General features: G+C 70.0%; 22 protein-coding genes and 4 pseudogenes. 13 read left to right on the top strand and 13 right to left on the bottom strand.

What is annotated here, in order from left to right:
- Position 1: 1 nt before the first annotated feature.
- From ACMYLB_RS16370 to ACMYLB_RS16385, 4 genes are read left to right on the top strand one after another with little or no spacing between them, the layout of a single operon-like run.
- Positions 2-802, top strand: a complete 801-nt coding sequence (locus ACMYLB_RS16370; protein WP_415908027.1) for an ACT domain-containing protein — start codon at positions 2-4, stop codon at positions 800-802.
- 47 nt (positions 803-849) lie between these two features.
- Positions 850-2,562: a GAF domain-containing protein gene (locus ACMYLB_RS16375; RefSeq protein ID WP_415908028.1), complete on the top strand. Its 1,713-nt coding sequence runs from the start codon at positions 850-852 to the stop codon at positions 2,560-2,562.
- A gap of 12 nt (positions 2,563-2,574) precedes the next feature.
- On the top strand, positions 2,575-2,901 hold the full coding sequence (locus ACMYLB_RS16380) for a cupin domain-containing protein (RefSeq protein ID WP_415908029.1): 327 nt from the start codon (positions 2,575-2,577) through the stop codon (positions 2,899-2,901).
- Positions 2,898-3,098, top strand: a complete 201-nt coding sequence (locus ACMYLB_RS16385) for a hypothetical protein (RefSeq protein WP_415908030.1) — start codon at positions 2,898-2,900, stop codon at positions 3,096-3,098. The genes ACMYLB_RS16380 and ACMYLB_RS16385 overlap by 4 nt, the downstream gene beginning before the upstream one ends.
- 166 nt (positions 3,099-3,264) lie before the next feature.
- Here the strand turns inward: ACMYLB_RS16385 and ACMYLB_RS16390 are convergent, their stop codons facing one another.
- The 4 genes and pseudogenes from ACMYLB_RS16390 to ACMYLB_RS16405 form a co-directional block, all read right to left on the bottom strand.
- Positions 3,265-3,882 carry an HNH endonuclease gene (locus tag ACMYLB_RS16390; protein ID WP_415908031.1) on the bottom strand — a complete coding sequence of 206 codons (618 nt, stop codon included), beginning with the start codon at positions 3,880-3,882 and terminating at the stop codon, positions 3,265-3,267.
- A gap of 69 nt (positions 3,883-3,951) precedes the next feature.
- Positions 3,952-4,449, bottom strand: a complete 498-nt coding sequence (locus ACMYLB_RS16395; RefSeq protein ID WP_415908032.1) for a cupin domain-containing protein — start codon at positions 4,447-4,449, stop codon at positions 3,952-3,954.
- A 24-nt stretch (positions 4,450-4,473) separates the two neighbouring features.
- The gene (locus tag ACMYLB_RS16400) at positions 4,474-4,920 is read right to left on the bottom strand and encodes a DbpA RNA binding domain-containing protein (RefSeq protein ID WP_415911104.1); all 447 of its coding nucleotides are present in this window, start codon (positions 4,918-4,920) and stop codon (positions 4,474-4,476) included.
- 413 nt (positions 4,921-5,333) lie between these two features.
- Positions 5,334-6,287: pseudogene (locus tag ACMYLB_RS16405) on the bottom strand (DEAD/DEAH box helicase); the annotation flags it as partial.
- 259 nt (positions 6,288-6,546) lie between these two features.
- Between ACMYLB_RS16405 and ACMYLB_RS16410 the strand changes: the two are divergent.
- On the top strand, positions 6,547-7,494 hold the full coding sequence (locus ACMYLB_RS16410; protein WP_415908033.1) for a FecR domain-containing protein: 948 nt from the start codon (positions 6,547-6,549) through the stop codon (positions 7,492-7,494).
- A gap of 62 nt (positions 7,495-7,556) precedes the next feature.
- On the opposite strand, the gene ACMYLB_RS16415 is transcribed toward ACMYLB_RS16410, so the two are convergent.
- Together ACMYLB_RS16415 and ACMYLB_RS16420 are read right to left on the bottom strand one after the other, a co-directional pair.
- Entirely contained in the window at positions 7,557-8,663 is a 1,107-nt protein-coding gene (locus ACMYLB_RS16415) for an AIR synthase-related protein (protein WP_415908034.1), read from the bottom strand.
- Between the two features lie 84 nt (positions 8,664-8,747).
- A complete protein-coding gene (locus tag ACMYLB_RS16420; protein WP_415908035.1) occupies positions 8,748-10,661 on the bottom strand; it encodes an amidophosphoribosyltransferase in 1,914 nt (637 codons plus the stop codon).
- 194 nt (positions 10,662-10,855) lie between these two features.
- Between ACMYLB_RS16420 and purL the strand changes: the two are divergent.
- The 4 genes and pseudogenes from purL (at position 10,856) to ACMYLB_RS16440 (ending at position 16,845) form a co-directional block, all read left to right on the top strand.
- A pseudogene (gene purL / locus ACMYLB_RS16425) lies at positions 10,856-14,886 on the top strand (phosphoribosylformylglycinamidine synthase).
- A 96-nt stretch (positions 14,887-14,982) separates the two neighbouring features.
- Positions 14,983-15,093, top strand: a pseudogene (locus ACMYLB_RS16430) (hypothetical protein); the annotation flags it as partial.
- 203 nt (positions 15,094-15,296) lie between these two features.
- On the top strand, positions 15,297-15,524 hold the full coding sequence (locus tag ACMYLB_RS16435) for a hypothetical protein (protein WP_415911150.1): 228 nt from the start codon (positions 15,297-15,299) through the stop codon (positions 15,522-15,524).
- 151 nt (positions 15,525-15,675) lie between these two features.
- The gene (locus tag ACMYLB_RS16440; protein WP_415908036.1) at positions 15,676-16,845 is read left to right on the top strand and encodes an isovaleryl-CoA dehydrogenase; all 1,170 of its coding nucleotides are present in this window, start codon (positions 15,676-15,678) and stop codon (positions 16,843-16,845) included.
- Positions 16,846-16,872: 27 nt separating this feature from the next.
- Here ACMYLB_RS16440 and ACMYLB_RS16445 read toward each other — a convergent pair whose 3' ends face one another.
- From ACMYLB_RS16445 to ACMYLB_RS16455, 3 genes are all read right to left on the bottom strand, one after another.
- Positions 16,873-17,727, bottom strand: coding sequence for a chromosome partitioning protein ParB (locus ACMYLB_RS16445; protein ID WP_415908037.1), 855 nt, complete (start codon positions 17,725-17,727; stop codon positions 16,873-16,875).
- Positions 17,728-17,843: 116 nt separating this feature from the next.
- The gene (locus ACMYLB_RS16450) at positions 17,844-18,362 is read right to left on the bottom strand and encodes a hypothetical protein (RefSeq protein ID WP_415908038.1); all 519 of its coding nucleotides are present in this window, start codon (positions 18,360-18,362) and stop codon (positions 17,844-17,846) included.
- A gap of 8 nt (positions 18,363-18,370) precedes the next feature.
- Positions 18,371-19,027, bottom strand: coding sequence for a hypothetical protein (locus ACMYLB_RS16455; protein ID WP_415908039.1), 657 nt, complete (start codon positions 19,025-19,027; stop codon positions 18,371-18,373).
- Positions 19,028-19,109: 82 nt separating this feature from the next.
- On the opposite strand from ACMYLB_RS16455, the gene ACMYLB_RS16460 reads away from it, so the two are divergent.
- The gene (locus tag ACMYLB_RS16460; RefSeq protein ID WP_415908040.1) at positions 19,110-20,534 is read left to right on the top strand and encodes a nucleoside recognition domain-containing protein; all 1,425 of its coding nucleotides are present in this window, start codon (positions 19,110-19,112) and stop codon (positions 20,532-20,534) included.
- Here ACMYLB_RS16460 and ACMYLB_RS16465 read toward each other — a convergent pair.
- The 4 genes from ACMYLB_RS16465 to ACMYLB_RS16480 are packed head-to-tail and all read right to left on the bottom strand — an operon-like array spanning position 20,502 to position 21,845.
- On the bottom strand, positions 20,502-20,684 hold the full coding sequence (locus ACMYLB_RS16465; protein ID WP_415908041.1) for a hypothetical protein: 183 nt from the start codon (positions 20,682-20,684) through the stop codon (positions 20,502-20,504). The genes ACMYLB_RS16460 and ACMYLB_RS16465 overlap by 33 nt on opposite strands.
- A gap of 4 nt (positions 20,685-20,688) precedes the next feature.
- The gene (locus tag ACMYLB_RS16470; RefSeq protein WP_415908042.1) at positions 20,689-21,051 is read right to left on the bottom strand and encodes a DUF1428 domain-containing protein; all 363 of its coding nucleotides are present in this window, start codon (positions 21,049-21,051) and stop codon (positions 20,689-20,691) included.
- Between the two features lie 18 nt (positions 21,052-21,069).
- Complete coding sequence (locus tag ACMYLB_RS16475; RefSeq protein ID WP_415908043.1) at positions 21,070-21,615, bottom strand: SRPBCC family protein; 546 nt, start codon at positions 21,613-21,615, stop codon at positions 21,070-21,072.
- 26 nt (positions 21,616-21,641) lie between these two features.
- Entirely contained in the window at positions 21,642-21,845 is a 204-nt protein-coding gene (locus ACMYLB_RS16480; protein WP_415908044.1) for a hypothetical protein, read from the bottom strand.
- Positions 21,846-22,535: 690 nt separating this feature from the next.
- Between ACMYLB_RS16480 and ACMYLB_RS16485 the strand changes: the two genes are divergently transcribed.
- The 3 genes and pseudogenes from ACMYLB_RS16485 to ACMYLB_RS16495 all read left to right on the top strand — a co-directional run bounded on the left by ACMYLB_RS16485 (position 22,536) and on the right by ACMYLB_RS16495 (position 24,311).
- Positions 22,536-22,949, top strand: coding sequence for a YciI family protein (locus tag ACMYLB_RS16485; RefSeq protein WP_415908045.1), 414 nt, complete (start codon positions 22,536-22,538; stop codon positions 22,947-22,949).
- Positions 22,950-22,960: 11 nt separating this feature from the next.
- Positions 22,961-23,840 (top strand): annotated as a pseudogene (locus ACMYLB_RS16490) (RNA polymerase sigma factor); the annotation flags it as partial.
- Positions 23,841-24,026: 186 nt separating this feature from the next.
- Complete coding sequence (locus tag ACMYLB_RS16495) at positions 24,027-24,311, top strand: hypothetical protein (RefSeq protein WP_415911151.1); 285 nt, start codon at positions 24,027-24,029, stop codon at positions 24,309-24,311.
- Positions 24,312-24,343 lie beyond the last annotated feature (32 nt).

Raw genomic sequence — 24,343 nt, forward strand, 5'->3', positions numbered from 1 at the left:
CATGAAGCGACACTTGATCAGCCAGCAGCACATCGCCCAGACGGTTTCCGGCGTCAGCGCCGAGGAGATCGCCGCGCACTTCAATCTCCTCCCCGAGCGCTATTTCGCGCAGACGGACGAGGCGGACGTGGCGCTGCACATCGGCATGGTCAACCGGCTGCTGCACAACATTTCGGCGGCCGACTCCCTCGGCTCGCTGCGCCCGGTGATCGAGTGGCGCGACCTGCCGGAGCGCGGCTGCAGCGTGGCCCACGTGGTCACCTGGGACCGCGCCGGCCTGTTCTACAAGCTCGCCGGCGCCTTGAGCGTGGCCGGGCTCAACATCCTTTCCGCGCGCATCACCACCCGCACCGACCACATCGCGATCGACAGCTTCGTCGTCACCGACGCCGCGCACGGCGCGGTGCAGGACGAGGTCGCGCGCGAGGTCTTCGCCCGCACGGTCGAGTCCGCCCTCGTCGGCAACAAGGACCTCGCCCCCGCGATCCGCGCCCAGGCGGCGAAGTTCGCCGCTCCCGCCGCCTCGCTCGATGCGCCGGTGGTCGAGGTCTATCTCGAAATCGCCTCGCCGCGCGTGATCGTCGAGATCCACGCCGCAGACCGCTTCGGCCTCCTCTACCGCGTCGGCCACGTCATCGCCGATCAGGGGTTCAGCCTCGCCTCCGCCCGCGTGCACACCGAGCGCGGTCTCGCGATCGACGCCTTCCATCTCGAGCCGGCGGACACCCGTCCGGTCGACGCGGCGCGTCTCCGGCACCTGCGCGACGCGCTCGTCGCCGCGGCCGGCCTGGGCTTGACCTAGAATTCGCTCCCCAAGCGCCGGCAAACTCGTCATCTCATTCCGCTGAGATGGAAAACGACGCCGACCCTCGCGACCTCGCCGTGCTGTATCGCATCGCCGCGCTCGCGTCCGAGGACGAGAGCGTCGCCGCCGCCGAGAACGCCCTGCTCAGCGAGCTGATGCGCGCCTTCCCCGCCGACAGCGGCTCGCTCTGCCTGCTCAACCCGCACACCGGCTACCTCGAGATTTCCAAGCACCACGGCCTGCCGACCGACACCGGCAACTTCGCCCTCAAGCTCGGCCAGGGCGTCACCGGCTGGGCCACGCTGCACCGGGAGCCGCTGCTCGTCCCCGACGTGACGCTCGACCCGCGCTACATCGCCGCCCGCGCCACCGTGCGCTGCGAGATGGCCGCGCCGCTCCTCTACCACGACCACGCGATCGGCTGCCTGAACCTCGATTCCGACAAGCCCCACGCGTTCACCGAGCACGACCTCGCGCGGCTCGCGCGCTTCGCCCGGCAGGCCGGCCGCACCCTCCACCGCATCTGGCAGCTCGACCGCCTCCAGCGCGAATCGGCGCAGCTCGAGACCCTGGTCGAGCTCGGCCACTCGCTCGTCGCCCGCCTCGAGGAGAGCGACCTCCTCACCACCCTCACCCGCTCCGGCCGCAGCCTCTTCGACGCGCGCCTCTGCACGCTCCACGCCTGCGACCCGTCGCAACGGATGTTCGAGCTCCAGGCCTGGAGCAGCGAGCTCAGCTTCTCCGACTCCACCCTCCGCCGCGAGCCCTTCACCGCCGAGAACTCGCTCATCGCCACGGCGCTGCGCCTCGGCAAGGTCGTCGAGTTCCAGGAACTCACCGGCACCACCGGCCACGGCGCGGTCGACCTCGCGGCCGATCCCGAGCTGTGCTCGATGCTCGCAGCGCCGCTGCTGGTCGACGGCGCGCCCACCGGCGTGCTCGCGATCTACACCAACCGCCCGCACCGCTTCTCCGACGCCGAGAAGCGCCTCCTCGCCGCCCTCGCCAGCTTCGCCTCGGTCGCCCTGCACAATGCCCGGCTCTACGCCCGCGTCTTCCAGTCGGAGGAATCCCTGCGCAAGACCCAGACGCTCACGACGCTCGGCCTGCTCGCCGCCGAGATCGCCCACGAGATCCGCAATCCGCTCACCGTGATCAAGCTCCTCCACGGCGCGCTCGGCACCGACTTCGCCCCCGACGACCCGCGCCGCCGCGACCTCCAGGTCATCACGGAGAAGATCGAGCAGCTCGAGGGCATCGTCACGCGCGTGCTCTCGTTCGCCCGCACACCCGGCGTGCTGCACTCGCGCTGGCAGCTCGCGGGCATCGTCGAGGACACCCTGCTGCTCCTGCGCGCCAAGCTCGGGCAGTCCGGCGTGCAGCTTCGCTACACGCCGCCCGCGCGCCCGCTGCACGTCGAGGCGAACAAGGGCCAGCTGCAACAGGTCTTCCTCAACCTCGCGCTCAACGCCGTCCAGGCCATGCCGCACGGCGGCGCCCTGGCGGTCACGTTCACCGAGGCCGCCACGGCCATCGGGGCGGTGGTGCACATCGATTTCACCGACACCGGCACCGGCATCCCCGAGGCGATCCAGACGCGCATCTTCGAGTCGTTCCTCTCCGGCCGCGCCGACGGCACCGGCCTCGGCCTCGGCATCGCCCAGCGCATCGTCAAGGACCACCACGGCGAACTCTCGCTCGTCGCCACCGGCAGCCAGGGCACGACCATGCGCGTCACCCTTCCGCTGCGCTCGTAACCCCGCCCCGCCATGCCTTTCGCCCGTCTCGCCGCACTCCCCGCCAAGGAAATCTTCAACGGCACGATCCGCGGCCACTACGCGCACCTCGAGCGCAGCACGCTCGGCGAAGTGCACCTCGACGCCGGCACCGTCGTGCCCGTGCACCAGCACCCGCACGAGCAGTTCACCTACGTGCTGGAGGGGCGCTTCGAGTTCAGCATCGGTGGCGAGAGCACCGTGCTCGAGCCCGGCATGGCCGCGATCATCCCGGCGAACGTCCCCCACGGCGGCAAGACCCTCACGCGCGTCCGCGTGCTCGATGTGTTCGCCCCCGTCCGCGAGGACTACCGCGCATGAGCGCCGGCGATGCCGACCCGGCGCGCCGCTCGCGCTTCGCCGCCGCGCTGGTGATGCTCGCGTGGCTGCTGGCCTGCCTCGTGGTGCTGCTGGTTTTCCGCGGCGTGCCGGCGCGTTTCCGCGCCTACTTCGTCATCCTCAGCCTCGCCGGACTGATCTGGGCCATCGGCGCGCTGCGCGCGCGGGTCGCGAAATAAGCCCGCGCCTCGCCGCGCCCGCGGTGGCGGCCGTTGCGGCGCCCCGCGCCGCCGCCCGGCCGATTTGCCTGCGGGCGATCCGCTCCCCACGCAAAAACGGCCGGCGTGTGCGGCCGGCCGTTTTCGGGTTTGCTTGGGGTAGCTAACGCAATGGCGGGGTGTGCCACTATTCCTCGAGCTCGACGTTCCAATACGCGAGGTCGAGAAAATCCTTCCACTTCTCGTGGCCGTGGTTGCCGAGCACGAGCGAGATCACCGGGCGCCACTTCGGGCGGACCGGCTTGCGCATCAGGCGCATGTGGGCCTCGTGCGGGAGGCGGTTGGCCTTTTTCGTGTTACACTTGATGCACGAGCACACGATGTTCTCCCACGTGGTCTTGCCGCCGTAGTGGCGCGGGATGACGTGGTCGAGGTTCAGCTGCTCGCGGTCGTAGATTGACCCGCAATACTGGCAGCGGTCGCCGTCGCGCTCGAAGACGTTGTTGCGCGTCAGCTTCAGCTCCTTGCAGGGCAGCTTGTCGAAAAACGTCAGCAGGATCACGCGCGGCAGGCGGATCGAGCGGCTTACCGTGTGCACCGTCTCCAGGGCGTCGATCGGCGGGTTGTAGGCCGAGAAGTCGACCCAATCCATCAGCGAAAACGTCTTGAACGCATCGTCGGTCTGGTGGACCACCTGGGCATGCCCGCGGGCCAGGAGCGCGAAGGCCCGGCGCGCGCCGATGATGTTCACCGCCTGCCAAAGGCGGTTGAGCACCAACACCGGCTGATCGAGCGCGGTAAGCATGACAGCAACTGGGTTACGGGTGTGAATAACCGCTGTCAAGCGGCACGTCCGGCCCGGAAGCTCAACGCGTCAGCACCAGGATCGCGTCCCGGAACGCCGGATACGCCGCGCACAGCTCGACGCGCGACCCGAGCGTGAAGCCGCCGGCGAGGTATTCGGGGGCGACGACGCACGACGCCAGTCCCCAGCGCCCGCCCGGCCGCAGCCGCGCCCCTGCCAGGCCCCCGCCGGGACCATTGCCTGCAAAGCTTGCCCCGCCGCGAGATCGTTCCCGAGCGCCACGCGTCGCCCCGCCCCGCCCTCCCCGAGCACCAGCAGCTCCAGCGGGTCGCCGGCGTGGAAACACCACGTCTCGACCGCATCGACGCGATGCAGCGCCGAGAAGCCCTCCGGCGTCACCAGAAACAGGATCGCCGAACACGCGCGCCGCTCCGCACCCGGCAGGCGCAACGCGGACTCGGCCGTGCGGCGAAACCAGCCGCCCTCGGTCGGCAGCGGCGCCAGATCGAGCAGGCGGATGACCTCCTCCGCCGGGTGCGTCTCGGGCGAGAGCGGGCGCGAATTCACGGGGAAAGCCGGGACGCCACCCGCTCAACCCTGCGGCGTCACGACCGCCGGGTGCAGGGCGACGTTCTTCAGGCGGATGCCCTCGAGCTTCTTCAGCACCGTCTCCGCCGCCTCGGTCGCGACGTCCACGTGCGCGTGCGCCTCATGGATGTCGATCGCGCCCACCACCGCCGCCGGCAGGCGCGTGACGCCGGCGATCTTGCCGACGATGTCGGCGGGCGTGATCTCGTGCTGCGCCCCGACGTTGAAAAAGAGCGTCGTGAAGCCCGGCTCGCGTCCGGTGCGCGGCTTGCGCTCGTAGCCGCGCTTCTTCGGCTTCGGCTCGGAGCGTGGCTCCGGGGTTGAACGCTCAGCCCCCGCGGTATTCTCGTCCGCACGCGGGACCGGCTTCGCCACGGGTGCGGCGGCGGGCGTCTTGAGCGCGTTGGGGTCAACACGATCCCCCTTTTTGCCTTCGCGGCCGCCACCCACGCGGGCGGCGGCTTTACCGCTGTCGGGGCAGCCGCCGGTTTGGCCGGGGTGGGCTCGTCAGGCGCGGCCGACTCGGCCGAGCCGCCGTGGAGGAGATGGATCAGCGCTGAGGCGATGTCGGTGCTCGCGTAACCCTGCTCGAGCAGCGCGTCGACGATGCGGTCGTGCGAACGGAACTGCTTTGCCTCGAGCACGCGGCGCAGTTTCTCCACGAACGCCTCCTCCTTGGCCTCCTCGACCTCGTCGAGCGACGGGATGCGGCCGCGCGCGATCTTGAGGCGCGCGTAGTGCGCCATGCTCTGGAGCTTGTAGATCTCGCGCCCGCTCACGAACGTCATCGCCACGCCGCTCTTGCCCGCGCGGCCGGTGCGGCCGATACGGTGCGTGTAGTCCTCGGCGTCGTTCGGCAGGTCGTAGTTGAAGACCACCTCGAGGTCGTCGACGTCGAGGCCGCGCGCGGCGACGTCGGTCGCGATCAGGAACTCGAAGCCGCGCCGCCGGAACTTGTCCATCACGCGGTCGCGCTGCATCTGGCTGAGGTCGCCGTGCAGGCGGTCGACGGCGTAGCCGCGCGAGTGGAGCTGCTCGTCGAGCTCGTCGACCATCACCTTCGTGCTGCAGAAAATGATGCCGTAGCGGAAATCGTGCAGGTCGATCAGGCGGGTGAGCGCCTCGCCCTTCGAGCGGCGGTCGACTTCGAAGAACACCTGCTCGACCTGCGGCGCGTTGGCGGCGTGGGCTTCGATCCGCACCCAGGCCGGATCGCGGCTGTAGCGCTTGATCATGTCCTGGATCGGGCGCGGCATCGTCGCGGAGAAGAACAGCAGCTGCCGCGTGTCCGGCACCGCCCCGAGGATGCGCTCGATGTCGTCGCGGAAGCCCATGTCGAGCATCCGGTCCGCCTCGTCGAGCACGACGACGCGCAGGCCGTCGAGCTTGAGCGAGCCGCGCTCCATGTGGTCCATCACGCGGCCCGGCGTGCCGATGACGATCTGCGCGCCGGCGGCGAGGCCGCGGTATTGGCGCTCGTAGCTCTGGCCGCCGTAGATCGGCAGCTCGAGCAGGCCCTTCTTGAAGGCGCCGAGCTTGCCCACCTCCTCGGCCACCTGCACCGCCAGCTCGCGCGTCGGGCACAGCACCAGCGCCTGCACGCCGCGCTTCGAGGCGTCGACCTTCTCGATCGTCGGGATGGCGAACGCCGCCGTCTTGCCCGAGCCGGTGGCCGACTGGCCGACGACGTCGCGACCGCTCAACGCGTGCGGGATGACGGCGGTCTGGATGGGCGACGCCTCCTCGAAGCCCATCTTGTCGACGGCCTTCAAGATTTCCGGCGAGAGGCCGAGTTCGCTGAACGGGCGTTTTTCCATGCCGGCAGCGTGCCCGTCCCGGCCGGGAATGCACAGCGCAAACTCAGGCCGCGCAGGAGCGGCGTCTACCGCCACCGGGCGCCCGCGGATCCAAGCCGCGCGTTCCCGCACGTCCCGAGCGGCCAGCGCGACCCCGCCGCGCCGACCGAGCCGTTCGGCCCTTGTTTTACGCAAGAACTGTAAACTTGCCCCCGTTTCAGTGTGCGCCCTCGCCAACGCGGCGGGATTGCCCTACTCCCTTGTCCAATTCCCAACGCCTATGAACCGACGTCCGTTCATCCGCCTGCTCCTGCTGGTCGCCGCGCTCGCTTTCGCCCCGCTGGCCGTTCTCGCCCAGACCCAGGCGGGCGCCATCAAGGCCGTGCTCCTGCGCGGCACGGTCGCGAAGATCCCCCTCGGCGGCACGACGCCGGTCCCGTTGACCGAAGGCGCCGCCCTGATCGAAACCGACACGGTCATCACGGACAAGGACTCGGGGGCGGTGCTGGTCTTCGCCAACGGCTCGTCCGTCAAGCTCGGCGCCAGCAGCCGCCTGGCCATTGAGGAATTCAAGATGGACCCCCTCGGGGACGACATCGCCGTGGCCGCCCTCCAGCGCGAGCCCAACGTCTCCAAGACCCGCCTCAACCTCGCCTACGGCGAAGTGGTGGGCAACGTGAAGAAGCTGAACAAGGACCGCGGCTCGTCCTTCGACATCAAGACCCCGGTCGGCGCCGCCGGCATCCGCGGCACGACGTTCCGCATCGTCATGCGCTTCGAGGCGAACGGGCAGATCACCTTCACGCTCAGCACGGCCGAGGGCACGGTGCGGTTCAGCGGCACCGTGCAGGTGTCCAGCGGCACCACGACCCAGACCGGCACCACGCAGGAGACGGACGTCAGCGACGGCCAGCAGGTCAACGCCGTCGCGACGATCAACCCGACCACCAACCAGGTCTCCGGCGTGCAGGTTTCCGCCACCCAGCCGATCACGGCCGAGGAAGTGCAGGCGATCACGATCGCCGTCACGCAGGGCATCCAGCAGGCCCAGCAGACCACGACCTTCACCACGACCGAACAGCAGCAGGCCGCCCAGCAGACGAACACCACGCAGCAATCGGGCACCACGGGCACCAGCGACTCCACGAAGACGGAGCAGAAGACCGAGGGCCAGACGACGCCGCAGACGCTGATCCTCGACGTCGTCACGCGCAGCGGCTCGGGCTGAGTTCCCGGCCGCTCCCCTGCCCCGCGCCACGCCGGACCGCCCGTCCGGCGTTTTTTTGCCGCTCAGCGCACCTGCAGCGTGCTGCCGTCGTAGTCCAGGCCGAGCGAGGGAATGACGACCGCCTTGCGCGCGCCCTCCTTGCGGACGCGGCCGGCCTGCCACGCATCGTAGCCGGTGGCCTTCGCCGCCGCGACGACCGCCTCGGCGGTCTCCGGCGCCACGTAGGCGGCGAAGCCGACGCCCTGGTTGAAGGTCGCATACATCTCGCGGCGCGAAATCGGGCCGGCCTGCTCGAGGAATTTGAACAGCGCCAGCGGCTCGCGCGGCGTGGTGATCTCGTAGACGAACGGCTCGTCGAGGCGCATGAGCTTGCGCCAGCCGTGGCCGGTGACGTGGGCCACGTAGTTGAGCTTGAGCCCGCGCTGCTGGCACTCGCGCACGAAGTCGACGTAGATCACCGACGGCGCGAGCAGCGCCTCGCCGTAGGTGCGCGGGTCGCCGTGGCCGATCGGCGTCTGGTAGCCCTGCGGCAGGCGCTCGGCGATGAGGCGGCACAGCGACAGACCGTTGGTCTGCACGCCCGAGCTGGCGAGGAAGACAATGGCGTCGCCGTCGCGCACGTCGCCGGTGATGCGGAGGGATTTCGGCGCAATTTTGCCGATGGCCGAACCCGCGAGGACGATCGCGTTCTTCTCGACGATGCCGCGCAAGGTCGGCGTCTCGCCGCCGCCCCAGACGGCGCCGGACTGCCGGCAGCCCTCGGCCCAGCCGTCGACCAGCGCCTGCATGCGCGCGGCGTCGGCGAACCAGGCGGACTCGCCCACCGCCGCGTGCATGGCGACGGAGATCGGCAGCGCGCCGCAGGTGACGAGGTCGTTCACGATCGCCGCGACGGTGTCGATGGCGATCTCGCGGTAGAAATTCTTCCCGGTCTGCGCGTAGACGGCGTCCGCCACGAGGTTCTTGGTGCCGAGGCCCTCCTCGACGTGCGCGAGGTAGTGGTCGGCCGCCTCCATCAGGTAGGCGCTCTCGCCGCGCGTGCTCGCCGGCTCGGCGTAGCCGTGGGCCTCGAGGGCGACCGCCGTCGTCTTCGCCGCGCGCTGGCAGGCGCGCTTGAACGCGTCGAGTTGGTCGTAGTTAACGCCGGAGGATTCGTAGGACAGCGACATCAGAAGAGGCCCACGGAATGCACGGAAGACACGGAAAATAAACAGGGCATTCGGTGTGTTCCGTGTATTCCGCGGGCAAAAGGATTAGTAAGCCCGGCCTTCGGCTTTCTCGAAGTAGTTCACGAAGGCCTGATTCGCGACGCGGTAGCCGCCGGGCGTGGGATACTTGCCGGTGAAATACCAGTCGCCGGTGTGGTGCGGCAGCGCGCGGTGCAGGCTCTCGATCGACTGGAAGATGATCTGCACCTCGCCCTTCCACTCCGTGTGCTTCGGCGTGACGAGCTCGGTGATCTTCTGCGAGACCTCCTCGGCGGTGAACGGCTCGTAGATCTTGCGCACGTGGTTGACCGGCTCGGCCGACGGCGTGTCGACCTCGGCGCGGCAGAGGCGGTAGACCTCCTCGATCAACGCGGCCTGGCCGCGCTCCTTCAGCAGCGCGATGGCGGCCTCGAAGGCGATGAACTTGCCGATCTCGGACATGTCGATGCCGTAGCAATCCGGGTAGCGGATCTGCGGGGCGGTCGAGGCGATGACGATTTTCTTGGGATTGAGCCGGCCGAGGATGCGCAGGATCGAGCGGCGGAGCGTCGTGCCGCGGACGATCGAGTCGTCGATGCACACGAGGTTGTCCTCGGGCGCGACGATGCCGTAGGTGACGTCGTAGACGTGCGAGGCGAGGTTGTTGCGCCACTTCTCTTGGCCGATGAAGGTGCGGAGCTTGGCGTCCTTGGAGACGATCTTCTCGCCGCGCGGCCAGTTGCGGAGGATGAGTTCGTCGACTGCGGCCTCGTCGAGCGTGCCGGCCTTGGCGCGGTCGAGCAGGTCCTGCTTCACCTCGGCACGGCGGCGGAAGCGCAGCTCGCTCATCAGGCCGAGGTAGGCGACCTCGGCGGTGTTGGGCACGAAGCTGAAGATGGTGTGCTCGAGGTTGCGGTCGATGGCGGCGAGGATCGGCGTCGCCAGCTCGGCGCCGAGCGCCTTGCGCTCGCGGTAGATGTCGGCGTCGTTGCCGCGCGAGAAATAGATGCGCTCGAAGGTGCACTGCGCGCGCGGCAGCGCGGCCTTCACGCGCTCGACGCGCACCGTGCCGCGCTTCTTGACCACGACGGCCGTGCCAGGCTCGAGCTCGCGCACCTCGGAGGGCTGGCGCTGGAAAACCGTGCAGAGCGGCGCGCGCTCGGAGGCGAAGGCCACCACCTCGTCGTCCTCGAACCAGTGGCACGGACGGATGCCCGACGGGTCGCGCGTGACGAAGGCGTCGCCGTTGCCCAGCGCGCCGATGAGGGTGTAGCCGCCGTCCCACTGGGCGGAGACGTCGCGGAGCACCGCCGCCGGGTCCATGTCCTCGCTGATCCGGCGCGAGATCTCGGTGCCGGGCAGGCCGCGGGCCTTGAACGCCCGGTAGAGCTCCTCGTGGTGCTCGTCGAGCCCGTGGCCGAGCATCTCGAGCAGCGCCTGGGTGTCGGTGGCGAAGATCGGGTGCTGGCCGGTCGCGGTCAGGGCGGCGTTGAGCACCGCCGTGTTGGTCATGTTGAAATTGCCCGCGAGGACGAGGTTGCGGGTCGGCCAGGAGCTGCGGCGGAAATACGGGTGGCAGGCGCTGAGATTGTAGCCGCCCGAGGTGCCGTAGCGGAGGTGGCCGAGGTAGAGCTCGCCGCAGAAATCGAAGTTCTTCTTCGCCGTGTCGGGAAACTCCGGATGCACCGTCCCCTCGCCCACCAGCTGATTGTAGCGTGCGATCAGCGGCTGGAAGATCTTGTCCAGCGGGTTCGACTCCACGTTGCGCTCGCGGAACATGTAGGGCTCGCCCGCCGGCACGTCGAACTTCACGCAGGCCACGCCCGCGCCGTCCTGCCCGCGGTTGTGCTGTTTCTCCATCAGGAGGAAGAGCTGGTAGAGGCCCCAGAGCGGCGAGCCGTATTTCTCCTGGTAGTAGGAGAGCGGCTGCTTCAGCCGGATCAGGGCGATGCCGCATTCGTGGGAGAGAAATTCGCTCATCGGGTGGGAAAGCGTAGAGTTGGCGCGACCGCGAATTGGTCAACGGCTTTCTCGGTTTCGCGCGTCAAACGCCCGGGAAAATTCCCGCCACGCCGGGCGGCGGCGGGGCACCGGCACAGTTTGACACGCGGAACTGTGCTGTGCCGGTTACGCCGCTTGACGCCGCCCCGCCCCGCGCGAACCTGACTGGACTCATGCTGACGCTCCGCGGTTCGCCCGCCCTCTCGACCTTCCGCCTCCAGAAGCTGCTGCAAGACCTCACGGCCGCCGGCCTTCCCGTGCGCGCCATCGGCACCGAGTTCGTGCACGTCGTCGAGACGACCGCCGACCTCACCGCCGCCGAGCGCGACGTCCTCGAGCAAATCCTCACCTACGGCCCGAGCCGCGCCGCCGAGAGCGTGACCGGCCTGACGCTCGTCGTCGCCCCGCGCCCCGGCACCCTCTCGCCCTGGTCCTCCAAGGCCACCGACATCGCGCACATCTGCGACCTCACGAAGATCGCCCGCATCGAGCGCGTCACGTCGTTTACTTTCGATCTCGGCACCACATCCGACTCTCAACCCTCAACCCTCAACTCCCAACAAGCCGCTCAGCTCGCCGCGCGCATCCACGACCGCATGACGCAGGTGGTCTTCCCCGACCTCGCGTCCTGCGCCGCGCTCTTCCGCCACGAGTCGCCGCGCCCGCTCACGAGCGTGCCCGTGCTCGCCCAGGGCCGCGCCGCCCTCGTCGCGGCGAACAAGTCCCTCGGCCTGGCCCTCGCCGAGGACGAGATCGACTACCTCGTCGCCGCCTTCACCAAACTCGGTCGCGACCCGCACGACGTGGAGCTGATGATGTTCGCGCAGGCCAACTCCGAACACTGCCGCCACAAGATTTTCAACGCCTCCTGGGAGATCGATGGACAGCCGCGCGACCGCTCGCTGTTCCAGATGATCAAGAACACCTACCAGCTGCACCGCGACGGCATCCTCTCCGCCTACAAGGACAACGCCGCCGTCCTCGCCGGCTCGCGCGGCGGCCGCTTCTTCGCCGACCCGCGGACGGGCGAATACGTCGCGTCGGCCGAGGACATCCACCTGCTCTGCAAGGTCGAGACGCACAACCACCCGACCGCCATCTCGCCCTTCCCCGGCGCCGCCACCGGCTCCGGCGGCGAGATCCGCGACGAGGGCGCCACCGGCCGCGGCGCGAAGCCCAAGGCCGGCCTCGTCGGCTTCACCGTCTCGAACCTCCGGCTGCCCGGCGCGGTGCAGCCGTGGGAAAAGGACTTCGGCAAGCCCGGCCGCATCGTCTCCGCCCTCGACATCATGATCGAGGGCCCGCTCGGCGGCGCCGCCTTCAACAACGAGTTCGGCCGCCCCGCGATCAACGGCTACTTCAGGACCTACGAAGCGGCGGTGCCCGCCGCTTCAGCTCAGAGCCAAGAGTCTAAAGCTAAGAGCCAGACCGGATCAGGCTCTCAGCTCTCAGCTCTAGGCTCTCAGCTGCCTCCCGCCACGGAGCTGCGGGGTTACCACAAGCCCATCATGCTCGCCGGCGGCCTCGGCAACATCCGCTCCGATCACGTGCAGAAGGGCGTGATCAACCCGGGCGACAAGCTCGTCGTCCTCGGCGGACCCGCCATGCTCATCGGCCTCGGCGGCGGCGCCGCCAGCTCGATGGCCACCGGCGCGGGCGCGGAGGACCTCGATTTCGCCTCCGTCCAGCGCGACAACGCCGAGATGGAGCGCCGCTGCCAGGAGGTCATCGACCGCTGCTGGGCGCTCGGCGACGCCAACCCCATCTCCTTCATCCACGACGTCGGCGCCGGCGGCCTCTCCAACGCCCTGCCCGAACTCGTGAACGACGGCGGCCGCGGCGGCCGCTTCAACCTGCGCAAGGTGCCGAACGACGAGCCGGGCATGAGCCCGCTCGAGCTGTGGTGCAACGAGTCGCAAGAGCGCTACGTCCTCGCCGTGCCGGCCGACCGGATCGACACCTTCGCCGCCCTCTGCGAGCGCGAGCGCTGCCCGTTCGCCGTCGTGGGCGAGGCCACCGAGGAGAAGCGCCTCGTGGTCGAGGACCCGCATTTCCAGAACCAGCCGATCGATCTTCCGCTCGACGTCCTGCTCGGCAAACCGCCGCGCATGCACCGCCAGGCCTCGTCCGCCACCCGCGCGCTGAAGCCGCTCTCGCTCGGCGACGTCACGCTGGCCGAGGCGATCCGCCGCGTGCTCTCGCACCCGACCGTCGCGGACAAGACCTTCCTCATTTCCATCGGCGACCGCTCCGTCGGCGGCCTCATCGCGCGCGACCAGTTCGTCGGCCCCTGGCAGGTGCCCGTCGCCGACTGCGGCGTCACCGTCGCCGCGTTCGACGTCACCACCGGCGAGGCGATGGCGATGGGCGAGCGCACGCCCGTGGCGATCAACAACGCCGCCGCGTCCGCCCGCCTTGCTGTCGGCGAGGCGCTCACCAACCTCGCCGCCGCGCAGGTCGGCGCGCTGGGCAAGGTCAACCTCTCCGCCAACTGGATGGCCGCGCCCGCCGTCGGCAGCGACGGCGCCGATCTCTACGCCGCCGTGCAAGCCGTCGGCATGGAGCTCTGCCCCGCCCTCGGCATCACCATCCCCGTCGGCAAGGACTCGATGAGCATGAGCACGGTCTGGAAGGACGGCGCCACCGAAAAGCGCATGACCGCGCCGGTCTCGCTCATCGTCTCCGCCTTCGCCGCCGTCGAGGACGTCCGCCTCACGCTCACGCCGCAGCTCCAGCACGTCGACGATTCCGTCCTCCTCCTCGTCGACCTCGGCCGCGGCCAGAACCGCCTCGGCGGGTCGCTGCTCGCCCAGGTGCTCAACCAGACCGGCGCCGCCGCCCCCGACGTCGACCGCGCCGAGGACCTCAAGAACTTCTGGGCCGTCATCCAGCAGCTCGGCCGCGAACAAAAGCTCCTCGCCTACCACGACCGCTCCGACGGCGGCCTGCTTGCCACCGCAGTCGAGATGGCCTTCGCCGGCCACACCGGCATCGAGCTCGATCTGCCCGCCGCCGCGATCAAACTGAGCGACAACGCCCCGAGCGTCTTCGGCCAGCTTTTCGCCGAGGAGCTCGGCGCCGTCCTCCAGGTCCGCGCGTCCGACCTCGACCACGTCGTCCTTGCCCTGCGCGCCCACGGCTTCAAGGCCTGCACCGCCGTCATCGGCAAGCTCAACGCCGCGCACCGTGTCGTCATCAAGCAGGCCGGCCGCGCGCTCTACGACGAGGACCTCTTCGCCCTCCGCGCGCTCTGGTCCGACGTCACGCGCCGCATCCAGGCGCTCCGCGACAACCCCGCCTGCGCCGAGCAGGAATTCCAGCTCAAGCTCCAGCGCGACAACCCCGGCATCACGCCCAAGCTCACGTTCAGCGTCCAGCCGTCAGCGTTCGGCTCTCGACTCTCAACTCTCAACTCTCAACCCGGCGCGAAGCGCCCCAAGGTCGCGATCCTCCGCGAGCAGGGCGTGAACGGCGAGGTGGAGATGGCCGCCGCGTTCACCCGGGCCGGCTTCACCGCCGTCGACGTGCACATGACGGACATCCTCCGCGGCCGCGTCTCGCTGCGCGATTTCCGCGGCCTCGCGGCCTGCGGCGGCTTCAGCTACGGCGACGTCCTCGGCGCCGGCGAAGGCTGGGCCAAGAGCATCCTCTTCCACGAGCGCGCCCGCGCCGAGTTCGCCGCCTTCTTCGCCCGCGAGGACGCCTTCGCCCTCGGCGTGTGCAACGGCTGCCAGATGATGAGCAACCTCCACTCGCTCATCCCCGGCGCCGACCACTGGCCGCGCTTCGTGCAGAACCGGTCCGAGCGCTTCGAGGCGCGCTACGTCTCGCTCCAGGTCGAGGACAGCCCGAGCGTGCTCTTCCGCGGCATGGCGGGCTCGGTCCTCCCGGTCGTCGTGTCGCACGGCGAGGGCTTCACCGAGTTCAAGAGCGCCGACGCCGCGCGCGCCTGCAGCGCGTCCGGCCTCGTCGCCGGCCGCTACGTCGACAACTTCCACGCGCCGACGGAATCCTATCCGCTCAACCCGAACGGATCGCCCTTCGGCATGACCGCGCTCACGACCACCACCGGCCGCGTCACGATCATGATGCCGCACCCCGAGCGCACGATCCGCACGCTCAACCACAGCTGGGCCCCCGCCGGCTGGGGCGAAGAATCCCCTGGATGCAGCTCTTCCACAACGCGCGCGCCTGGGTCGGCTGAGCCGGGCCGCGCGCCGGGGCCGCAAACCTCGCTTGCCTCGCTCCCGCACGCGCAGTTGAGTCGTCAGACCCTCCTGGGCCAAGGGTGCGACTCCTCATGCCCCCGCGACTCTCTGACGAAGACAGCACCGGTTATCTCATCCAAGTCGGCGACCAGACCCGCGGCCCGCTCACGGTCGGGGAACTTGAGTCCCTCGTTTACCTCGGCCAGCTCACGCCCGAGACGCTGATCCGCCGCGAGGACGAGCCTGCGCTCGTGCCGGTGCGCTCGACGGCGCTGTGGATGCGCCTTTTCCCGAAGCAGGTTGAGCGCACGGCCCCGGCCGGAGCGGAGAAGTCCGGAGCGACGCGGCGCTCCCCGCGGCGCCCGCGCGCAACCCGCTCGGCGGGGTCGCGGCCGCGTTCGAGCGCGTGCCCGACGCGCCCGGCGCCGGTCCCCAGATCGACGACGCCGACCTCGACGGCGTCGCGCCCGAACATTTCCAGGTTGCACGCCGTGGGAGGGGATTCTGGATCCTGCTCGTCGTCGGCAACGCCCTGCTCCTCGGCGGCGGCATCGCGCTGCAAAGCCTCACCAGCCTCGTCTTTGCCCTCGGCGGCATGGGCCTTTTCACCTTCGGCCTGCTCTGGTCCCTGTAGGGCGTGATGGGAAAACACGGAGCGCCGCGCCGGAAAATTCCCCGGTGTGAGGCGTTCGAAACGGGCCATTCGCGTTTGTGATAACGCGCCCGCGCCGTCGTGCGGCGGTTGCTTATGACAAACGCGCGGCCTTTGTTCGGGGCACCCCACGATGAATCTCGCTCCCTCGCTGACCGAAGAGATCGACGCCCTGCGCCAGACGGTGCGCGATTTCGCCGCCAAGGAGATCGCCCCGCGCGCCGCGGCGATCGACGAAAAGAACGACTTCCCGCACGACCTGTGGCGGAAGTTCGGCGAGCTCGGCCTGCTCGGCATCACCGTCGCCGAGGAATTCGGCGGCAGCGCCATGGGCTACCTCGCGCACCTCGTCGCGATGGAGGAGATTTCCCGCGCCTCCGCTTCCGTCGGCCTCGCCTACGGCGCGCACGCGAACCTCTGCGTCAACAACCTCTACCTGAACGGCAACGCGGAGCAGCGCGCGCGCTTCCTGCCCAAGCTGTGCTCGGGCCGGTTTGTCGGCGCGCTCGCCATGTCCGAGGCCGGCGCGGGTTCCGACGTCGTCGGCTCCATGGCCTGCACCGCGGTGAAGAAGGGCGGACGCTGGATCGCCAACGGCACGAAAATGTGGATCACCAACGGCCCCGACGCCGACGTGCTCATCGTCTACATGCGCACCGCCCCGAAGGACGCGGGGTCGAAGGCCATGACGGCCTTTCTCGTCGAGCGCGGCATGAAGGGCTTCCGGACCGCCCAGAAGCTCGACAAGCTCGGCATGCGCGGCTCGAACACTTGTGAGCTCGTCTTCGACGACTGCGAGATCCCCGAGGAGAACGTCCTCGGCGAGGTCAACGGCGGCTCGCGCGTGCTCATGAAGGGCCTCGACACCGAGCGCTGCGTGCTTTCCGGCGGCCCGCTCGGCATCATGCAGGCCGCGCTGGACGTCGTGCTGCCCTACGTGCACGCACGGAAGCAGTTCGGCTCCGCCATCGGCACTTTCGGCCTGATGCAGGGCAAGATCGCCGACATGTATGTCGCCCTGCAAAGCGCCCGCGCCTTCAGCTACCAGGTCGCTCGCTCGCTCGACGCCGGCGCCGGCCGCGCCGCGCGCAAGGACGCCGCGGCCTGCATCCTCTACGCCTCCGAACGCGGCGTGAAGGTCGCCCTCGAGGCCATCCAGGCGCTCGGCGGCAACGGCTACATCAACGAGTATCCGACCGGCCGCCTGCTGCGCGACGCCAAGCTCTACGACATCGGCGCCGGCACGAACGAAATTCGCCGCATCCTCATCGGCCGCGAGCTCTACAACGAGACGGCGGACTGACGCCGCGCGCCGGCCGCCCCTTCCCCGCTACGCGCCCGCCGCGCGGGCCGCCTCCGCGTTTTCCCCGCGCAGCTCGCGCTCGATCCAGTCGCGCAGCTTCACCAGGCCTTCGCGCCGTTGCGGATGATCGCGGCGCATCGTCCCGAGCAACTTGATCGTGGCGGCCGCGTAGTCGAGCGGCGTGGCGCTGGACATCTTCGCCAGTTCGAACGGATTGATCTCGCCGTTGCGGATCATCTGGCGCGCCTCCTGTTCGAGTTCGCTCGTGCTGCCGCCGAGCGCGCCGCCGTCCCCCTTGCCCGGGGCAAAGCCGCCCCCGCCTCCGCCGCCGCCCTTGTCGCTCGACGCGCCCTCGGTCTTGCCCCGCGGCTGGCGCTCGATCGCGCCGGGATACATTTTCCCGTCGCGTCCCTGCACGGTCATCACCTCGGGAATCCGGCCGGCCTTCACCAGCTGCTGGCGGCAGCCGCGCACGAGTTCCGCCGACACCTTGCAGATCTCCGCGAGCGCGGCGTTCGCCAGCTCGGGCCACTCCTCGAGCGCGATCTCGACCGCGTTGCGCTTGTCGCCGTTGGTGCGGTAGACGCCGTTGGTCGCGTTCGCGCCGAGCGCGTGGCGCAGCGCCTCGGTGCGCCCGCCGGGCTGCACCGTCGCGGCGATGGCCGGCGTGCCGTTGCGCTTGGTGGCGAGGAACCGGTGAAATCCGTCCGCCAGCCAGTAGGTGCTGCCGTCGAAATACAGGTCGATGGGCGGGAACACCGTGCCGCGCATCATCTCCTCCGCATAGCTTTCGACGGCGTCGTCGTTCGTCTTCATCCGCGTCTGCGTGCCGCCGAAGAGGTTGATCTTGTCGAGGGGAACCTGCTGGGTCTGCGCTTGCATGAAAAAGGGCGGCGTTTCTGCCGGCCGCCCTCGCACGCGACAAGGGCAAATCGCACGTCGCGCCGCCGGCTTCGGCCGCGGGCCGCGCCACTCCCCGCGTATCCGCCTCCAGCGCCTCAGCGCGCGAAGCGCCGCTGCAACTCCGCGATCAGCGCCTCCGCCTCCCGCTCGAGATGGCGGGGCGACTTCCGGTCCTTCTCCGCGGCGTCCGCCTTCGCCTTGGCGGCGGCGAAGACCGCCTCCTTCGCGTCGTGGATCGCCCGGTTCTCCGTGAGCTCGGCGACGGTGCCTTTGCGGCGGGCAAAGCGCTCCGTCAGCGCGTCGCCGATCCAGAGGCGCCAGTCCGGGTCGTCGGCAAAATAAACCGCCAGCACGCCGCCCTCGGCGGTGCCGATGCGGCCGGCGAGCGCCTTCATGTAGGCGCCCGGCACCTCGTCCTCCTGCGCGGTGGGCGACTGCGCGTGGAACGCCACCCGCAACTGCACGCCGGTCGCGCGCTCGAACTCCACCGCCTGGGCCTCAAGCGCCGCCACCGCCGCGGGCGGCAGGACCCCGGACGGATCGCTGACGCGCGGCGCCTCCGCGGCGCGAAGCCCGGCGGCGAGGACCAGGAGGAAGAGCAGGAGCCGTTTCATGGCCGCATTCAGGACGGCAGGGCGAAGCACACGATCTGGTTCGCCTCGCGGTGATTGGTCCAGAAATGCGTGCCGTCGAACGCCAGGGCGCGCGCGGAGAAGCCCACGCGGGCCACGTCCTCGCTGCGGCCGGTCTTCGGGTCGAGGCGCGTGATCCAGTAGTCGTCGCTCTCCTCGTCCTCGACGGTGAGCAGCCAGAAGGCGCCCTGGGCGAAACAGTGACCCGGCACGGGATGCGGCGCCGGCCACGTGCGTCGCACCTGTCCCGCGGCGTCGAAGGCGCAGAGCTTCTGGCCATACCACTGGCTGAGCACGAGCGACTGCCCGTCGAAGGACAGGTGCGAGCCGAGGCGGTCCGGGCAGTTCCAGCTGAAGGCCGGATCGAAGCCGCGCCCCGGGATGCACCGGCCGATCGTGCGGTCGTCGACGCCGTCGGCGTCCGTGCCGAGCACGGCGTAGATGTCGCCCGCCATCTTGGTCACGCCCCAGGGCGTGACCGCGCCGGGCGCGCTGGTTTCCCAGGTTACCTGCATCGTCGCCCGGTCGACGGTGTAGAGCTTGCGGGTCGTTCGCGAGCTGACCCAGAGCGTCGGACCATCGACGTAGAGCGCTTGGGGCTTGGGGAACGGAGCGGCAAGGCGGTGGATTTCCACGACGTTCTTCATGGCCGGTGTTTCTAGCGCCCGCGGCGGACAAGGAAAGCGCCAAGCCGGCGTATGCCTCGGGCGATGGTCCACTGTGCCGGGCGTGTTTTCGCTCGCCGGGGAAAAATCCGCCGCCAACACTCCGGCCCCGATGCTGAACTACCTCTGGCTCGCCCTCGTCACGCTGGCCGTGCTCATCGGCGCCGCGACCGGCCGGCTCGCGGAGGTGACCTCGGGCGCGTTCGGCATGGCCGAGACCGCGGTGATGAAGATCGCGCTGCCGCTCGTCGGCGTGATGGCGCTCTGGCTCGGCCTCATGCGGCTCGCGGAGCGCAGCGGCCTCGTGCAGGTCCTCGCCCGCGCCCTGCGCCCGGTCATGAAGTGGCTGTTTCCCGACGTGCCGGCCGATCACCCGGCGCAGGGCTCGATGCTGATGAACATGGCGGCGAACATGCTCGGCCTGTCCAACGCCGCCACCCCGCTCGGCCTGCGCGCGATGCGCGACCTCGAAACGCTGAACAAGACGCCCGGGACCGCGACCGACGCGATGGTGATGTTCCTCGCGATCAACACCAGCAGCATCCAGCTGCTCCCCGCCACTGCGATCGCCATCCTCGCCGCGCAGGGCTCCAAGGACCCGACCGCGATCGTCGGCACCGCCTTGATCGCGACCACGTTCTCCACCCTCGCGGGCATCAGCGCCGTGAAGTGGCTGCAGCGCTGGCGGGCGTTCCGCGCCGAGCCGGGCGCAGGGGCCGCGCCGGGGGCCGCCGCGACCGCCGCGCCCGCGGACGTCGCGCTTCCCGAGCCCGCCCCGCTCACCCGCGGCGGGAAGGCGACGCTGGCGCTGCTGGGCCTGGCGTGCGCCGCGCTCTTCGCCTGGATCGTGCTGGCGCCGCAGAGCTATCGCACGCTCACGAGCGAGCTGCACCACGCGATCTTCCCGGCCAACGTCGCGCTGCCGGCGGCTGGCGACGCGGCCGCTTCCTCCCTCTTTCTCCGCGCCGTCGGCACGCTCTCGTTGCTGGCGGTGCCGCTGATGCTCCTGTTCTTCCCGCTCTACGCCGCGCTGCGGCGGGTGAAGATCTACGAGGAGTTCATCGAGGGCGCGAAGGACGGCTTCGGGGTGGCGACGCGGGTGGTGCCGTTTCTCGTCGCGATCCTGGTGGCCATCGGCATGTTCCGCGGCGCCGGCGGCATCGAGGCGATGAAAAGCCTGCTCGCGCCCGTGCTGGTGCCGCTCGGCTTTCCGCCCGACCTGCTGCCGCTCGCGCTCGTCCGGCCGCTCAGCGGCAGCGCGTCGCTGGCGATGTTCTCCGAGCTCGTGCAGACGACCGGGCCCGACTCGCTGGTCTCCCGCATCGCGGGCACGATCTACGGCAGCACCGAGACGACGTTCTACGTCATCGCGGTCTACTTCGGCTCTGTCGGCATCCGCCGCACGCGGCACGCGGTCGCGGCCGGGCTGTTCGCCGACTTCATCGGCGTCGTGGCGTCAGTGGCGATCTGCCGGCTGATGTTCGGCTGAGGCGGCGAGGAGCTCGCCGAGGCGGGCCGACACCGCGAGCGCGAGGTCGGCGGCGTCGAGCCGCCCGCGCCGGTCGAGCGTGGCCGCGGATTCGACCAGCTCGGCCTGCAACTCGCGCAGGCGCGTTCGCAACTCGGCGTCGTCGGTCATCGGCTCAGGCCTCGACGAGGGCGGAGAATCCGCCGTAGCTCATCCGCCGGGGATCGAACGGCAGGTTTTTCATGTCCAGGCCGGCGCAGAGCTCGGGGTCCTGCATCACGGCGGCGTTCACCTTGTCGCGGTGGGCGCGGGACTTGAAGGTCACGAAGGCGAGGACGATCGTCTCGCCGCGCTTCGGCTTCACGAGCTTGGCGAAGGACGGGCAGAACTTCGCGCTCATGTCCTCGGCCGCCGCCTCGCAGTAGCTGAGCGCGCCGTGTTTCTTCCAGATCCGGGCGGCTCTGGCGGCCATCGCGCGGTATTGGGCGAGCCGGCGGGTTTTCACCGGCAGGACGTAGCCATCGACGTAGGTGGGCATGGCGGAAGGAAGCGGCAGTCAGTTGGTCTTGGCGAGCGCGGACTCGCTGGTGCGCTTGAGCGTGGCGAGGCCTTTCTCGAACTCGCCGCCGATCATCTTGTCCTGGTTCACGAACAGGCAGAAGACCTTCCCGAGGAAGTTGTTCTCGCCCGCCATCGTCCAGGTCACGCGCGTGGCGCCGCCCTCGGGCCGCAGCGTGAACGTGGCGTCGCAGACGCCCTCCATCGGCTTGAGGAACTCGAGTTTGAGGCGCACGAGCTCGTTCTGGCGGCTCTCGACGATGGTCTGCTTGCCGGCGCCGACCGCGCTGTTGCCGGACCAGGACTGGGAGGCGCCGACGCCCGCGGCCGGCCCCTCGAAGGTGTAGGTCGCGTTCGGGTCCTTCTCCTTCCACGGCGACCACTCGTGGACTTGGTGAAGGTCGTTCAGGCGCGGGAAGAGCGCGCCGGCCGGGGCCGCGATGGCGATGGAACGTTCAACGCGGAACGTGGCGGGGCGGGTGGCCGCGAAAAGGAGAACGGCGGCGACGAGCAGGGCGAGGACGAGGAGGATTTTGAGGATCATGGGAGGAAAGCGGGGGCGAGTGACGGTCAGGCGGAGCGGGCGGCCAGCAGCGGCGCGTAGGCGCGCCGGTGCACCCAGGCGAGGTAGAGCTCGAGCACGAGCACGACGGTCGCGACCGGCAGGCCGGACGGCGCCATCGACGCGTGCACGAGCACGATGTTGAGGATGATCGGCGCCAGGATCACCAGCGCGAGCGGCACGAAGCGGTTGAGCAGGAGCAGCGCGCCCATGGCGGTCTCGGTGCCCTTGAGCAGGCCGAACAGGTAGCTGCCGCGGAGCGCGGCGTCGAAGGCAACGAGCTTCGGCGGCAGCGCCTCGGGCGGCGGCGCCGGGAACCAGTTCAGCAGCGCGCCCAGGCCGAAGACGAAGAAGACCAGTCCGAGCAGGAGACGCGCGGCGGTGGCGGAAATGCGCGCGAGGCGCGAGGGGTTTCAGCGGTGTTCATGAGGCAAAAGCGGACAAGCGGGGGAGCGCAGCCGCGCGGTCCGGGGCCGGCACGGCGATAGCGACGGCGGGGCGGCGCGACGCGAGGACCATGGGGAAAAGCGCGACGATCTGATCCTGGCGGCTCCGCGAGCCGGCCGCGCGGCGTCCGCCCCAGCACGGAAGCGGGAGGAGACGCACGGTCGTGAGTTGGCAGGCCGGGTCGGCTGACAGGGAGGCGGACGGGAAGGACATGGAGGGGAGTCGATGCGTCGCGGCAGGGCGCGCGATCATCCTCTCGACGAACGGACCGCGACTTTCCGGACAGGGGGCGTGGAATTTCCGGGACGCCCGGCAGACTGACGGCTCGGGGCCCGCTGCGCACGGCGAAAAGCGCGCGCCGGGATCGGAGGTTTTCCCGAAAAGAATCCACGGGGCACTCTGTCCTTTCTCCCGCGGCTCGTTCGTCGTAGAGATGAACCCGCTTCTTCCACGCCATGAGCACCCCTGCCCTTCCGCCCACCTACCTGCTTCTGTTCCGCAACACCGGCCCGGAAGTCTTCGCCCACCTCTCGCCGGAGCAGCGCCAGCAGCTGATCACGCGCTGGAACGACTGGTTCGAAGGACTCGTCCGCACCGGCCAGGCCAGCGAAGGCCAGCCGCTCGAGCTCGAAATCCGCGTCGTCTCCGGCCCCGGCGGCTCGCGCGTGGTCGACGGGCCGTTCGCCGAAGCGAAGGAGGCCGTCGCCGGCTACGTGAAGCTGCACGTCGGCTCGCTCGCCGACGCGACCGCCATCGCCCAGCGCCACCCCGGCCTCGAGCACGGCATGAAGATCGAGATCCGCGAGCTGACCCCGCACTGCCACCTCGGCGTGACCACCAACGCCGCCCCCGAAGTCGCCAAGGCCTGACGCCCGCGCGCATGCCCGCACCGAAGGACATCCCGCCGATCGCCCTGCCGCTGCCGCGCTCGGGCGCCGTCGCGGCCGCCGACCGCCCCGCCGGCGGGCAGCCGGCGCAGCTCGTCGAGCATTTCTTCCGCCACGAGACCGGCCGCCTCCACGGCGCGCTCATCCGCCTGCTCGGCGTGCAGCACCTCTCGCTGGCCGAGGACATCGCCCAGGAGGCGCTGATGAAGGCGCTGCACTCGTGGTCGATGGGCGGCGTCCCCGCCAACCCCTCGGCGTGGATCACCCGCGTCGCCATGAACCTCGCCAAGGACGCCCTGCGCCACCAACGCATGTCCGGGGCCAAGACCGACGCGATCGTCACCTTCCTCGACCAGACCCGCTCGCCCGCGGAGGACATCGCCGGCGACGCCCCCGCGATCCGCGACGACACGCTGCGGCTGCTCTTCGTCTGCTGCCACCCCTCGATCGCCCCCGACGCCCAGGTCGTGCTCGCGCTCAAGGTCCTCTGCGGCTTCAGCACCGGCGAGATCGCCCGCGCGTTCCTCAGCAGCGACGCCGCCATCGAGAAGCAGCTCACCCGCACCAAGCAGCGCATCGCGGACGCCGGCATCGGCTTCGACATCCCCGCCGCCACCGAACTCGCCGTCCGGCTCGACGGCGTGCTGGCGACGCTCTACCTGCTTTTCAACGAGGGCTACAAGGCCTCCACCGGCGACCGCCTCCTGCGCGTGGACCTCTGCGACGAAGCCATCCGGCTCCTCACCCTGCTCGTCGCCCACCCCGCCGGCGACACCCCGCGCAGCCATGCGCTGCTCGCCCTGATGCTCCTCACCGCGGCGCGCTTCCTCCCGGCTCGACGAACACGGCGGGCTGCTGCGCCTCGACGACCAGGATCGCTCGAAATGGGACCAGGCGCTGATCGGCCGCGGGCTCTTCGAGCTCGTCGCCGCCGCCCAGGGCACCGAGATCAGCGAATACCACCTGCAGGCCGGGATCGCTGCCATCCACTGCACGGCGCCCGACTATGCCTCGACCGACTGGACGCGCATCCTCAGCCACTACGACGAGCTGCTGCGGATGAAGCCGTCCCCGATCGTCGCGCTCAACCGCGCCGTCGCCGTCGCCCACCTCCGCGGCCCGCAGGCCGGACTCGACGCCATCGCCGCGATCCCGCAGCGCGACCGGCTCGAGAAGCTTCACCTGCTCCACGCCGTCGAGGGCGAGCTGCACTGGCGCCTGAAGAACCACCGCGCCGCCGCGGCGAGTTTCCGCCGCGCCCTCCAGCTCGCCCACGTCGGCCCCGAGCAGCACTACCTCGCCCGCATGGTCGAGCGCGCGAACGAGGCGCCGGGGACAAACTGAGGCGCCGCGCCGCGAGGCCACCAGGCCGCGGC

This window comes from Oleiharenicola sp. Vm1 (genome assembly GCF_047777955.1).
Lineage (GTDB): Bacteria > Verrucomicrobiota > Verrucomicrobiia > Opitutales > Opitutaceae > Didemnitutus.